Consider the following 14,207-nt stretch of genomic DNA (forward strand, 5'->3'; position numbering starts at 1 on the left):
ACATCAGCAAGTAGCGTTCTGCCATGCGATTCCACGCATTTTTGGCAGCTCACGTCATTTGTTGTATCCTAATATCAATTGAAACCACCACCCGCAACGGCTTTTCGCCTTATGCAAGATATCCCCACTAGCGGCAAATCCGGCGATGCGAAACCGCATCGATCCTTGTTTGAGCGCCTGACCGCATTAATCGCTCCCGAACCCGACAGTCGCTCCGAGTTACTCACCATCCTGCACGATGCACACGAACGCAATCTGATCGATGCGGATGCGCTCGCGATGATCGAAGGTGTTTTTCAAGTATCGGAATTGTCTGCACGCGACATCATGGTGCCGCGTGCGCAAATGGACGTCGTCGATATCACCAAACCGATTGAAGAATGGCTGCCTATGGTGTTGCATACTGCACACTCGCGCTTCCCTGCAATCGATGGCGAACGTGACAAGGTAGTCGGGATTTTGATGGCGAAGGACTTGCTGCGTTACTACGCGGAAGAATCCTTTGATATCCGCAGCACCTTGCGCACTGCCGTTTTCATTCCCGAATCGAAGCGCCTGAACGTCTTGCTGAGCGACTTCCGCGCCAAGCATAATCACATTGCCATCGTGGTCGATGAATACGGTGGCGTGGCTGGCTTGATCACGATTGAAGATGTGCTGGAACAAATCGTGGGCGACATCGAAGACGAATACGACTTTGATGAGGAAGAAGACAATATCCTCGCAATCAAGGCCGGCGAACATGGCCCGCGCTGGCGTATCAAGGCCTTGACCGAGATTGAACAATTCAATGAAGAGCTAGGCACTGCATTATCCAGTCCGGATGTCGATACGATAGGCGGCCTGGTTGCCGATCATCTTGGACGCATGCCGCACAAAGGCGAAATGCTGGATATCGGCAATCTGCGCTTTGAAGTATTGCGCGCCGATGCACGCCACATTCATGTACTGCTAGTAGAAAAACTGCCGTCGTCACCAAACGAGGATGCGCTTGATAGCTGATTTCACAGATAACATCGCGCGCTCCTGCATCACGTCACGGCATCTCGCCTAATCACGTGAACAAGCTTTCATCCTTCCGTTTTACACCGACCCTGGCCGCCATCGCGGCCTTGTTCGCAGGCGCACTGAATGTATTCGCCTTCGCGCCTTTCGGTTTTTGGCAGGTGCAAATCATCGCGCTGGCGCTGCTGTTCTACCTGATATTGCAAGCGCCATCGGTCAAAGTCAGCGCATTGACAGGCTGGGCTTACGGCTTTGGCTGGTCTGTCTGTTGCGTGTATTGGCTGTACATCAGCATGCATCAATATGGCGGCATGCCGGCACCCATCGCGGCGCTGGCCGTGATCTTGCTGGCGGCCTTCCTCGGCCTTCTTCCTGCGTTGGCCACTGGCCTCGCCGCACGTTTTCAACGTGGTCGAGTGATCCCCTCTTGGATCATGCTCTTGCTGATTTTGCCTGCATTGTGGATGTTCTCCGAATGGTTGCGCGGCTGGGTGTTTACCGGCTTTCCATGGGCCATCTCTGGTTACGCACACACCAATAGCCCGCTCGCCGGTTACGCGCCACTGATCGGCGTATATGGCGTGGGTTGGCTGGCCGCATTGCTGGCCGCTTGTCTAGTCTTGCTGCCGAACAAAAAATTCGCCTTCCCTTTGTTTATCGTCATTCTGGCGGCGGGCCTAGGTCTGAAGACAGTCAGTTGGACGGCACCAAATGGGCAAGCTATTTCCGTACGTCTGTTGCAAGGCAATGTGCCGCAGGAAATCAAGTTCGACGCCGAGCAAATCAATGCGACGCTGACCTTGTACGAAGACATGATACGTGCCGCGCCAGCAGATTTAATCGCGACACCAGAGACCGCACTACCACTCTTGGCGCATCAATTGCCGGCAGATTACCTGCCGCGCCTGGCTGAGTTTTCTACCGCCTCAAACAGTCATCTGGTCATCGGCATCCCGATCAGCGACGGGCCGCAGCAATATGCCAATAGCGTGATCGGCATCACGCCCACACCAGCTAACGGCACCGCACCCAAACTGTATCGCTACGACAAGCATCATCTGGTGCCCTTCGGCGAATTTATTCCGCTCGGTTTCCGCTGGTTTGTCGACATGATGCACATTCCGCTGGGCGATTTCAGCCGCGGCGATGCCTTGCAGGCACCGTTCGCAGTCAAGGATCAATGGGTCTTGCCGAATATTTGCTACGAAGATTTGTTCGGTGAAGAAATCGCCGGTCAATTACGCGCCAGCGATGCTGCCGGCACGCCGGTCGCGACACTGCTGCTGAATGTCTCGAATATCGCCTGGTTCGGCGATTCGATCGCCTTGCCGCAACACTTGCAAATCTCGCAAATGCGCGCGATAGAGACTGGCCGCCCCATGTTGCGTTCGACCAATACCGGCGCCACTGCCATCATAGGTCCAGACGGAAAAGTGCTGTCACAGCTCAAACCCTTCGAGCGCGGCGTGCTGACGGCGTCAGTGCAGGGTTATCGCGGAATCACGCCTTATGTTGCGGTTGGCAACGTTTTCATCGTGCTGCTGGCTTTCGCCCTGCTGCTCGCTGCCTGGTATCTTGCGCGCAGAACCCCTAGTAGCCACTAAAACCCGGTAAAATCTAGGGTTTCGGCAACTCTGCCCTCGCCCGTACCGGGTGATGCAAAAATTCAAACAAGATGCTCACATTTCAACAAATTATTCTGACGCTCCAGAAGTACTGGGACGCACAAGGCTGCGCACTGCTACAACCATACGATATGGAAGTCGGCGCCGGCACTTCCCACACCGCTACTTTCCTCCGTGCAATCGGCCCTGAGCCATGGAAAGCTGCCTACGTACAACCATCGCGCCGCCCGAAAGATGGCCGCTATGGTGAAAATCCAAATCGCTTGCAACACTACTACCAATTTCAAGTCGTGTTAAAACCAGCACCAGCAAACATTCTGGAACTGTATCTGGGCTCACTGGAAGCACTTGGCTTCGATCTGAAGCAAAACGATATCCGTTTCGTTGAAGATGACTGGGAAAACCCAACATTGGGTGCTTGGGGACTGGGCTGGGAAGTTTGGCTGAATGGTATGGAAGTCACGCAATTCACTTACTTCCAGCAAGTTGGCGGCATTAACTGCAAACCGATCACCGGCGAAATCACCTACGGTCTGGAACGCCTCGCCATGTATTTGCAAGGCGTCGATAACGTCTACGATTTGAAGTGGACTGAAGGCCTGTCCTACGGTGACGTCTACAAGCAAAATGAGATCGAGCAATCGACCTACAACTTCGAACATAGCGATGCCGACTTCCTGTTCACCGCTTTCGGTGCACACGAAAAACAAGCGCTGAATCTGATCGATAACAAACTGGCCTTGCCTGCTTACGAACAAGTATTGAAAGCCGCACACACTTTCAATCTGCTGGATGCACGTGGTGCCATTTCGGTTACTGAACGAGCTGCCTATATCGGGCGCATCCGTAATCTGGCACGCAGCGTTGCACGCAGCTATCTCGACAGCCGTGCTCGTCTCGGCTTCCCGATGGCAAAACCAGAACATGCCGCCGAAGTGCTGGCCCAGATTGAGAAGGAAGCGGCATAAGTATGAGTACCAAAAATTTATTAGTCGAACTGTTCGTCGAAGAATTACCACCAAAGGCGCTGAAAAAAATTGGCGAAGCATTTGCACAAACATTGCAAGCATCGCTCAAGACGCAAGGTCTGTTGGCTGATGGCAGCGTACTGACGCACTTCGCATCACCACGTCGTCTCGGCGTGCATCTGACAGAAGTTGAGATTCAGGCTGACGACAAACAAGTCATGCAGAAATTGATGCCGGCAGCGGTAGGTTTGAGCGCCGATGGTAAAGCCACGCCTGCTCTGCTGAAAAAACTTGCAGCACTGGGTGCAGACGAATCTGCAGTCGCCGGTCTGAAGCGCGAATCCGACGGCAAAACCGATGTACTGTTTTTCAACAGCATCGTGACCGGCGTCACCTTGGCTGACGGCTTGCAAAAAGCTCTGGAAGAAACACTGAGCAAATTACCTATTCCTAAAGTCATGGCTTATCAATTGGCTGACGGCTGGGATACAGTCAACTTCGTGCGTCCTGCGCATGGCTTGGTTGCATTACATGGTGCCGATGTCGTACCGCTTGCCGTGCTCGGTCTGCATGCAGGTAACACAACACGCGGCCATCGTTTTGAAGCCGGCCTCGATCCTGTCTACATCCGCGATGCAGACAGCTATGCGAAGCAACTCCTCAGTGAAGGTGCAGTCATTGCCAGCTTCGCTGAACGTCGCGCAGAAATCGTGCGCCAGCTTGCCGCTGCAGCCAAAGAAGCCGGCGACAATCTGACACCGATTGAAGATGAAGCATTGCTGGATGAAGTCACCGGCCTGGTCGAACGTCCTAACGTTCTGATCGGCCAGTTTGAAGAAGCCTTCCTCGAAGTACCGCAGGAATGTTTGATTCTGACCATGAAGGCGAATCAGAAATACTTTCCTTTGCTCGACAGCAAGGGCGGCCTCAGCAATAAATTCCTGATCGTCTCCAACATCCGTCCAGCCGATGCCAGTACCGTCATCGGCGGTAACGAGCGCGTGGTCCGCCCTCGTCTGGCCGATGCCAAATTCTTCTTCGATCAAGATCGCAAGAAGACACTGACATCACGCGTAGCAGGTCTCGACAAAGTTGTGTACCACAACAAACTCGGCACTCAAGGCGAACGTATCGCTCGCGTGCGCGCCATCGCACAAGCTATTGCCGCCAAACTCGGCGTCGATGCGCAACAAGCAGATAGCGCAGCGCAATTGGCCAAGGCAGATTTGCTGACCGATATGGTCGGTGAATTCCCAGAACTGCAAGGCATCATGGGCCGCTACTACGCGCTGCATGACGGCTTGCCAGCGCAGGTTGCCGATGCAATTGAAGATCACTACAAACCACGTTTTGCCGGCGATGAATTGCCACGCAATCCAGTCGGCATGGTCGTAGCACTCGCCGACAAACTGGAAACCTTGGTTGGCTTGTTCAGCATCGGACAAGTACCGACTGGCGACAAAGATCCATTTGCATTGCGTCGTCATGCACTCGGCATCATCCGCATGCTGATCGAAGGCAAATTGGATATCGGCATCAACGATTTAATCGCTGCAGCGGAAAAACCATTCAACGGTTTGAGCGCAGAACATCGCACTGCCTTGTTGACGTTCATTTTTGATCGTCTCGCGAATGCTTTACGCGAACAAGGCTACAGCGCGCAAGAAATCGATGCAGTACTGGCATTGCAACCACAACGCCTGGCCGATGTCGCGGATCGTCTTGCTGCAGTCCGTGCTTTCGCCGCATTGCCGGAAGCAGCCAGTCTGGCTGCAGCCAACAAGCGCGTTGGCAATATTCTGAAAAAAGTGGATGGTGAAGTTGCTGCCAAGGTCGATACTGCTCTGCTGAAAGAAGCTGCCGAAGTCGCACTGAACCAGACCTTGGCGACGGTCAAACCGCAAGCTGAAGCAGCTTTTGCACGCGGTGATTACAATGCATCCTTGCAAGCATTGGCCGCATTGAAGAATCCAGTCGATGCTTTCTTTGATGGCGTTATGGTCAATGCGGAAGATGTCGCACTGCGTAATAATCGTCTGGGCTTGCTGGCTACCTTGCATCAAGCGATGAATCAGGTTGCCGACATTTCCAAGCTGGCCTCTTGATGGCAACAAGCCGCTTGCTTCACGACATTGCAGTATCGTATTAACGATCCATCATGCAATCCATTTTGAAAGGTGATTCGATGAAACTGGTTATCCTCGATCGCGACGGCGTCATTAATCACGACTCGCACACCTTTATCAAAACGCCTGATCATTGGGTGCCGATTCCCGGCTCGCTGGAAGCAATTGCGCGCTTGAATCAAGCCGACTATCGCGTGGTCGTCGCCACCAATCAGGCTGGCATTGCACGCGGTGAGTTCAACATCATGGCATTGAATGCGATCCATCAAAAAATGCATTCCGCCGCGCAATCGGTAGGTGCAGAGATAGATGCCGTTTTCTTTTGCCCGCACGCACAAGACGATAGCTGCGATTGCCGCAAACCCAAGCCGGGCATGCTGCATACGATAGCAAAACGATTCAATGTGAGCTTGAAGGGATTGCCGATGATAGGCGATTCCCTGCGTGACTTGCAGGCAGGTTTTGTCGTTGGCTGCGCACCTTATCTGGTACTCACCGGCAAAGGCGAAAAAACCAGCGAGAAAGGTGGCTTGCCACCGGGAACCACGATTTATCCCAACCTCGCTGCCGTCGTCGATCATTTACTGAAAGCGCCTGCGCTCAGTTACGCCGTTTAAATTATTGCTGTTAAAAAATCTGGAGACTTGATGTCACGTGCCATTTTGTTTTTGCGTTCCCTGTTGTTTGCATTGATCATGCTGGTCGCCACCTTGATATGGGCGCCGATCTGCTTTCTGGCTGCGCCGTTGTCTTATAACCGACGGTATTACATTACTTCGCGCTGGAACGTCTTCATCATCTGGCTGGCAAAAGTGTTGTGCGGTATCCGCTACGAGATCAAAGGATATGAAAATCTTCCAGATCAACCTGTGATCTTGCTGTCCAAGCATCAGTCAGCATGGGAAACCATTTTTCTGCTGTGCAAAATGTCGCGCCCATTGGTCTTTGTCTTCAAGAAGGAATTGCTCTACGTGCCTTTCTTTGGCTGGGCACTTGGACTGTTGCGCATGATCCCTATCGATCGCAATAACGGCAAGGACGCGTTTGCTCAAGTTGTGGTGCAAGGCCGCAAACGTCTTGCCGATGGTCAATGGATCATCATGTTCCCGGAAGGCACGCGTATTCCTGTCGGCGAGCAAGGTCGCTACAAAGGCGGTGGCGCACGCCTCGCCGTTGAAACCAATACCGTGGTTGTGCCTATCGCCTTGAATCCAGGCGCGTGCTGGCCGAAAAATTCCTTCATCAAGAAACCAGGATTGGTGACTGTTTCCATCGGCAAGCCGATGTCGCCGGAAGGACTCACTGCAGTCGAATTGATGCAACAAGTCGAAAATTGGATAGAATCCGAAATGCGGGTGATTTCGCCCGAAGCCTATCCTGCTGAAACATCGCAGAAACAATAACGGCCCGACTACTCTTGAAGCTGCTTCGTCACACATCGCCCGATCCGCAACAGCTTGCGCTGCAGCTTGATTTCTTTTCGTCCGATTTTTCTTCGCAACCGAAAATAGATCACCCGGCACCCAAGCATTCACCTGGATCGTTGCTACCAAGTTTGCCATTATCAAATGGCGATGTGAGCGCACCTGTGCCTCATGGCAAGCGCCGCGTCCATGTCGGTGAGCACATACTGGATTACACGTTGGTGAGATCCAAGCGGCGCTCTATCGGCTTTATGATTGATGACGATGGCTTGCGCATCACTGCACCGAAATGGGTAACGCTGACTGAAATCGAGAATGCGATTTGCGAAAAGCAGCGCTGGATTTTCACCAAGTTGAATGAGCGACGCGAACACTCTGCACGACGTCTGCAACCGCAAATGGAATGGCGTGATGGCGCAACCTTGCCCTATCTTGGCAACGACATCACCTTGCGCATACTGGGTACCCAATCTGCCGGCATAGTTTACGATGCCGAATCAAAAGAATTAACCGTCTGTCTGCCTGGCGCTGCTGCTGAGCGCCAGCTGAAAGATCGCGTACAAGGCTGGTTGCAACTGGAAGCGAAACGTATTTTCGCCGAACGTTTGCCTGTCTATGCGGAGAAGCTGGATGTCAGCTACCAATCCTTCGCATTGTCATCGGCGATGACGCAATGGGGTTCGTGTACTGCAGATGGCAAGATTCGATTGAACTGGCGGTTAATTCACTTTGCGCTGCCGCTGATTGATTACGTGATTGCGCATGAGTTGTCGCATTTGCGCGAGATGAATCACAGTCCACAATTCTGGGCGACTGTGCAATCGGTATTCCCTGAATTCGCTGCGGCGAAAAAAGCATTGCGCGATCACGCGCCGGAAACACTACCGATTTTCTAGCAAGTTCTTATAATAAAACGCATCATGCGCTGTAGCTATGCATGATGCGTTTTGTCCGCTAGCAGACACTTATTCAAACCTTAGAACTTCTCTGTACTTTCCCATTCCTTGCGTTCGATCAACTCGACTTTGTAACCGTCGGGATCTGTAACAAATGCAATCACAGTACTACCACCTTTGACCGGCCCTGCTTCACGCGTTACGTTACCGCCACCAGCTTTGACATCAGCACAAGCCTTATAAGCATCAGGCACTGCAATCGCGATGTGACCGTAAGCCGTACCCATTTCATAGTCATGCTGGCCATGGTTATAGGTCAGCTCCAGCTCAGCATGCTCTGGATTACTGCCGTAACCGAGGTAAGCCAACGTGTATTTGTATTCGGTGTTTTCCACCTGGCGCAGCAATTTCATACCGAGCAGTTTGGTATAAAAGTCTATGGATCGTTGCAGATCGCCGACGCGGAGCATGGTGTGAAGAATGCGCATGTAAGTCCTCGTGGATAAATAAAGTGAAGCCTGAATTCTATGCCTATCAGGCATTCCTTGCCGGACACGCAGCAGATCGAGGATCGCGAATTCGCCTTACAGGCGATTGGCTAATGCGACGTATTGTGCAAGTGGAATTGTTTCCGGCCGCAATTGCGGATCGATACCAACTTCAATCAAATCGCTCTCAGCAAACATTCCAGCCAGACAATTACGTATGACCTTGCGACGTTGCGAGAATGCCTTCAGTACAACTTGCTCCAGTTTTTCCTGATCGCAATGCAGCGGATTTTCGAGCGGAATCATACGCACGATGGCGGACTCCACACGCGGCGGCGGATCGAATGCAGTCGGCGGCACAATGAACATCAATTCCATGTGATAACGCCATTGCAACATCACAGACAAACGACCATAGGTCTTGCTACCCGGTTCAGCCACCATGCGCTCTACCACTTCCTTTTGCAGCATGAAGTGCTGATCCTGCACATGCGGCGCCATCTCCGCCAGATGAAACAGCAAGGGACTGGAAATGTTGTACGGCAAGTTACCAACCACGCGCAATTTGCTGCCGGCAGGAACCGGGATAGACGAAAAATCGAATTGCAAGGCATCTGCCGAATGAATAATCAGCTTCTTCGGATCGAAAGTTTTCTTCAAGCGCTCGACCAGATCGCGATCCAGTTCAACCACATGCATTTGATCCACGCCTTCCAGCAACAAGCGCGTCATCGCAGCAAGGCCGGGACCGATTTCAACCATCGTATCTTGTGGCTGTGGATCGATCACGCGAATGATGTTGTATAGAACTGTGTCGTCGGTCAGAAAATTCTGGCCGAACCGCTTGCGAGGAATATGTTTCATTGATTAACGGTTCAAGCCGAATGAATTCAGCGAGTTGCTTCTGTAAAAGAGGTGGATGCTGTTGCCATTTGCGATGCAACGCGTATCGCTTCCAGCATGCTGCCATGATCGGCATGGCCCAAACCGGCAGCGGCCAGATCCAGCGCTGTACCGTGATCGACCGAGGTACGGATGATCGGCAAACCCAAGGTAATGTTTACACCTAACCCGAAACTGGCGTACTTCAATACCGGCAAACCCTGATCGTGATACATCGCGAGTACGCAATCAGCGTCTTCCAGATACTTTTGCTGGAATAATGTATCGGCTGGATACGGACCACGCACATCGAAACCTTTAGCGATCGCAGCTTGCAGTACCGGCGTGATGACTTCAATTTCTTCCCGCCCCAGATAGCCGCCTTCGCCTGCATGCGGATTCAAACCTGTTACGAGAATACGCGGCTTCACGATGCCGAATTTTTTCTGCAAATCGACGTGCAGAATATCGAGGATACCGGCAAGGCTATCGAAGGTAATTGCCTCAGCAATATCCTTCAATGCCAGATGCGTCGTTGCCAAGGCCACACGCAAAGGCTGCGGCGTCGCATTGGTCGCCAGCATCATCACAACTTGCGCCGTATTGGTTTTATCAGCCAGATATTCTGTATGGCCGGTGAATGGTACACCGGCTTCATTGATGGTACTTTTTTGCAGCGGCGCAGTCACGATCGCATCAAACCAGCCTTGCATTGCACCTTCTATCGCGATATCCAGCGTTTGCAACACGTAACGTCCGTTATGCGCATCCAGCTTGCCGGGTACCACGTGCGCCGCAAGCGAACAGTCGATCACTGTAATTTGATCACGTGGGAAATCCGGCAAACCGCTATTGCGTACTGCTTGCAAAGATAGTGCTGACAATCGAATAGCCGGATTGATGGCAGCGGCGGTCATCGCTAGAAATGCCGCGTCACCTATCAATATGCTTTTTACATCGGCACGCAATTCCCATGCAGCCCGGATAGAAATTTCCGGGCCGATGCCGGCTGGCTCGCCACAGGTAATGGCGATAGTCGGGCGCTTACTCACAGCATGGATAAAGCGAGAGGGACATGATTATCTATCTTCCAAACGGTATTCAACATACGCGCGGTCACGTACTTGGCGCAACCAATCCTGCGTTGCTTCTTCCATTTTTTGTTCGCGAATTGCCTGACGCGCAATCATGCGTTGACGTTCTTGCGATACGTCGTCGCTCTTGCGTTCCGTCACGAGAATCAAATGATAGCCAAACGGCGATTCGATCGGTTCGCTGACTTGACCTATCGGCAGTGCATCCATCGCACGTTCGAATTCGGGCACGGTATCGCCAGGATAAATCCAGCCCAGATCGCCACCTTTGGATGCAGAGAAATCATTCGAATACAGTCGCGCCAATTCTTCAAACGTCGCAGCCTTGTTATCGAGACGCTGCTTCAATTCTGTCAATTTGCGGCGCGCTTCCGCTGCCGAGACAACTTGATTCACCTTGATCAGAATATGGCTGACATGTGTTTGCTTGACCGCCGCAGGTGCCGCTGCACCGTGATCCTGCGTCGCGCCGCGCATCACGCTTTGCGTGCGTTTTCCGAGTAACTTGATAATATGAAAACCGTTACCGCTTTTCACCAACGGGGCAATTTGTCCTTCTTGCAGATTGGCTGTGGCATCAACGAATAATTGCGGCAAACGATCCGCAGTACGCCAGCCCAACTCACCACCCGTCAAACCATCCGTACCATCTGAATAGGCAACCGCCAATTTGGTAAAGTCCGCACCAGCATTTAATTGTGCGATCACATCATCTGCGCGTTTTTTGCTATCGGCGAGTTGTTGCGGCGTTGCATTTTCAGGTACACGAATCAGAATTTGTGCGAGATGTAATTCCTGCGGAGCGGCGGCGGTCGTACCGTTTTGTGCTGCAAGGTAAGCATCTATTTCTGCATCCGATATCTGGATCTTGTTATCTACTTCGCGCTCACGCAAACGCTGCATGGTGATCTCGTCGCGAATCTCATTGCGGAATTTGGAGTAGACCAGACCATCTTCTTCCAGGCGCTTGCGGAATTCCGGCATGCTCAATTTGTTTTGATCTGCAATACGACCAATGGCGCGATCCAGCATCACATCGTCAACCTTGATCCCCGACTCTTTCGCCTGCTGCAATTGCGCGCGCTCGACGATCATGCGCTCCAATAATTGGCGTTGCAGCTGATCGCGTGGTGGCATGGCACCACCCTGACTTTTCAATCTGGCCTCGATCATCTTGAGACGCTCAAGGAATTCATAGCGCGTGATCACTTCATTGTTGACCACCACAATAATGGCATCGGCCAAACGCGGCTGCACACTAGGTACAGATGCAGGAGTAGTTGCAGGGGCCATGTTTTGCGCATGGGCAGCAAGCGTCATGCCACACGTCATGCCCAACAAAATCAATGCATGTTTGACAGATCGAATCGGCTTTTGAAAATTAAACATAGGATGACTCATGATTTTTACGTGCCAGCTTAATAATTGAGATTGTTGGAAGGTCTTCCCAAGACTTGATAGCCAGGAATACTTGTACGTAAGGCTTCCAAAGGATCGGAACCCAACTTGGTTAAGCCGCTCAACTCGAGTTGGAAAAAGAGCGTTGATGTTGATTGACCAGTCGCCGTTGGAATACGTTGTGCCACCACACGGAATATCCAGCAATCGGCCTTGTATTCAAGACCGATCAGGCCTTCAGACAAACCTCTGGCTGGTGCCACGCCTGTCTGCGTATAACTAGGACGATTCGCATAATCGTTAGGCAAAGAATAATTGAGTCGGCCGACACCATACCAGCGATCAGCGATCGGCCATTGGCCGGATACGTCCACTTGACGCAAGGCATTCGGTACGTCCACACGGTAGGTCAAATTCAATACTTTCTTTGGCTCCGGCCGCCAGCTCACCCCTGCATTCGCACGAGTAATACCTCTTTCACTCGCGCTGTATTGCATATTGCCTTCAGTGCTAAGCGCATTGGAAATTTTGAGCATGCCTGATGCCAGCAAATCGGATTTGCTTTCTGCAATCGGGGTGCCCAAGGTAACGCGTTGGTCGTCAAAATAAAGACGCTGCGCGAGTGCCAAACGCAAACGTTCCGTGCCACTTTCTTCGATATAACGTGAGACCATCGCCAGCGTTAACTGGTTCGCATTGCTGATGCGATCGTTACCGATAAAACGATTTTCACTGAAAATCTGTGCAAAACTCAAATCAGCTAATGCCGTATCAAATATCGGGAACTGACTTTGATCACGATACGGCGTTCTTACGTAAAACAGACGCGGTTCCAGGGTCTGGGTTGCGGCTTGACCGAAAATACTGGTTTCCCGTTCGAATACCAAACCGCCGTCCAAAGAAAAAGTCGGCAATGCACGGTTATATTTTGAACTGATGTCAGTCAAAGGATCCTGAACACTATATGTCGCAGCATTCAACGACAATTTAGGCGTCAGGAAATAACTAGGACGAATAATCGGGTATGAAATACTAGGATTAACGACATAACGCTCGCCGCGCACCAGAGTCGGATGCCAAAAGCGTGTCGCCTCAAGATTTGCCGTCCAATCAAAACCATTAACGTCTTGTCGTCCTGCGACAAGACTTACCTGAGGCAGTCTATCGTACGGAGCTACGATAGGCGAAGCAGGATCCTGCAATACTTGATAGTTAGAAGCGCGTGCCGTCGCTGTCCAGAAACTACCGGAGTAATTGAAGTACAGATCTCGCGACAACAGGCGTTGCGTACTCGTTGTCAGATTCCGTGAGAAATCAACGGGGTAGTTATTATCCGAAGCCGAATTGATATTCCAGCCAAACGACGCCGCTGAATTAAAGCGTTGCGTATGCACAGAGGAAAACGCCCAACGATTAGTCTTAGTCTCACTATCATTAGGCAGGAATTCCGCTTTGGTTTGTCCTGCGTAATCGGCATCCAAATAACGTGCATCCGCACCCAACATAAGCCCTCGACGGGCGATGTATCGCGGTGTCAGTGTCAAATCGCGATTCGGCGCGATATTGAAATAATAAGGTGTCGCTAATTCAAAACCGCCGGTACTCGTCGTACCAAAGGTCGGCGCCAGAAAACCTGACTTGCGCGCACCAGAAAGCGGGAAAGACATCGAAAACGCACCTAAAATCGGTACGCCCTTGAAATAAATCACAGGTGACTCGGCAGAACCAACCTCACGCCCGGTATCTAGCTCCAGGGTACTCGCTTTGATATACCAGTCCGGATTCGGGCCTTCGCAGGTACTATAAGTCCCATCTACAACGACGGCGCGGTCTTCCGATTCGAAATTAATCCGTTCCGCCCGACCCTGCCCATTACTCTCTTGCATCAGATACGTCGGATTGGTGACATAACCAACGCCCGTATCCATCTTGATACGCATCTTGTCGCCAGTGTAGCGATCGCCGAAGCGCGTCATGCGAACGTTACCGTTCACTTCGACCTCATCCTCGCTCACCCAATAAGTCGCATGATCGGAAGAAACCGTCGTCTCGCCGCGGATGATTTCCACATCACGATCAAGTATCAGCTCACGATCCGGACGCCCTGTCATTTGCTCGGCGCTGACACGCGTCTCTTCGTCACGTTCGGCCGCCTTGGGCGATTTTGCAGTTGTTTCAACAATTTGGGCAGAAACGAAGGTCGGCGCAGAAACCGCGGCGATCAATGCGGCCATTGTCGTTAGCAAACGCTGAGGGCGGTGAAAAGAGAAGGGCCAGGTCATGAAAATAGAGTTTTGAGTA

At 51.9% G+C, this 14,207-nt stretch carries 12 protein-coding genes; 7 read left to right on the forward strand and 5 right to left on the reverse strand.

The window, feature by feature from the left end; genetic code table 11:
• Nucleotides 1-111: 111 nt before the first annotated feature.
• The 7 genes from AC07N2_RS01705 (at nt 112) to AC07N2_RS01735 (ending at nt 8,044) form a co-directional block, all read left to right on the forward strand.
• A complete protein-coding gene (locus tag AC07N2_RS01705; protein WP_494776731.1) occupies nt 112-1,002 on the forward strand; it encodes a CorC family transporter in 891 nt (296 codons plus the stop codon).
• 56 nt (nt 1,003-1,058) lie between these two features.
• Entirely contained in the window at nt 1,059-2,609 is a 1,551-nt protein-coding gene (lnt, locus tag AC07N2_RS01710; RefSeq protein ID WP_494776732.1) for an apolipoprotein N-acyltransferase, read from the forward strand.
• Nucleotides 2,610-2,680: 71 nt separating this feature from the next.
• Complete coding sequence (gene glyQ / locus AC07N2_RS01715; RefSeq protein ID WP_076592391.1) at nt 2,681-3,598, forward strand: glycine--tRNA ligase subunit alpha; 918 nt, start codon at nt 2,681-2,683, stop codon at nt 3,596-3,598.
• A gap of 2 nt (nt 3,599-3,600) precedes the next feature.
• The gene (gene glyS, locus AC07N2_RS01720) at nt 3,601-5,703 is read left to right on the forward strand and encodes a glycine--tRNA ligase subunit beta (protein WP_494776733.1); all 2,103 of its coding nucleotides are present in this window, start codon (nt 3,601-3,603) and stop codon (nt 5,701-5,703) included.
• 80 nt (nt 5,704-5,783) lie between these two features.
• Entirely contained in the window at nt 5,784-6,341 is a 558-nt protein-coding gene (gene gmhB / locus AC07N2_RS01725; protein ID WP_494778094.1) for a D-glycero-beta-D-manno-heptose 1,7-bisphosphate 7-phosphatase, read from the forward strand.
• A 30-nt stretch (nt 6,342-6,371) separates the two neighbouring features.
• Entirely contained in the window at nt 6,372-7,127 is a 756-nt protein-coding gene (locus AC07N2_RS01730; RefSeq protein WP_494776734.1) for a lysophospholipid acyltransferase family protein, read from the forward strand.
• A 14-nt stretch (nt 7,128-7,141) separates the two neighbouring features.
• Nucleotides 7,142-8,044 (forward strand): M48 family metallopeptidase, encoded by a 903-nt coding sequence (locus AC07N2_RS01735; protein ID WP_494776735.1) that lies wholly within the window; start codon nt 7,142-7,144, stop codon nt 8,042-8,044.
• Nucleotides 8,045-8,124: 80 nt separating this feature from the next.
• Here the strand turns inward: AC07N2_RS01735 and gloA are convergent, their stop codons facing one another.
• From gloA to AC07N2_RS01760, 5 genes are all read right to left on the reverse strand, one after another.
• The gene (gloA, locus tag AC07N2_RS01740; protein WP_494776736.1) at nt 8,125-8,532 is read right to left on the reverse strand and encodes a lactoylglutathione lyase; all 408 of its coding nucleotides are present in this window, start codon (nt 8,530-8,532) and stop codon (nt 8,125-8,127) included.
• Nucleotides 8,533-8,628: 96 nt separating this feature from the next.
• A complete protein-coding gene (gene rsmA / locus AC07N2_RS01745) occupies nt 8,629-9,396 on the reverse strand; it encodes a 16S rRNA (adenine(1518)-N(6)/adenine(1519)-N(6))-dimethyltransferase RsmA (protein WP_494776737.1) in 768 nt (255 codons plus the stop codon).
• A gap of 26 nt (nt 9,397-9,422) precedes the next feature.
• Nucleotides 9,423-10,466: a 4-hydroxythreonine-4-phosphate dehydrogenase PdxA gene (pdxA, locus tag AC07N2_RS01750; protein ID WP_494776738.1), complete on the reverse strand. Its 1,044-nt coding sequence runs from the start codon at nt 10,464-10,466 to the stop codon at nt 9,423-9,425.
• Nucleotides 10,467-10,493: 27 nt separating this feature from the next.
• The gene (locus AC07N2_RS01755; protein WP_494776739.1) at nt 10,494-11,897 is read right to left on the reverse strand and encodes a peptidylprolyl isomerase; all 1,404 of its coding nucleotides are present in this window, start codon (nt 11,895-11,897) and stop codon (nt 10,494-10,496) included.
• Between the two features lie 29 nt (nt 11,898-11,926).
• Nucleotides 11,927-14,140, reverse strand: a complete 2,214-nt coding sequence (locus tag AC07N2_RS01760) for an LPS-assembly protein LptD (protein WP_494776740.1) — start codon at nt 14,138-14,140, stop codon at nt 11,927-11,929.
• Nucleotides 14,141-14,207 lie beyond the last annotated feature (67 nt).

It is taken from the genome of Herminiimonas sp. GW821-FHT09C12 (genome assembly GCF_059416385.1).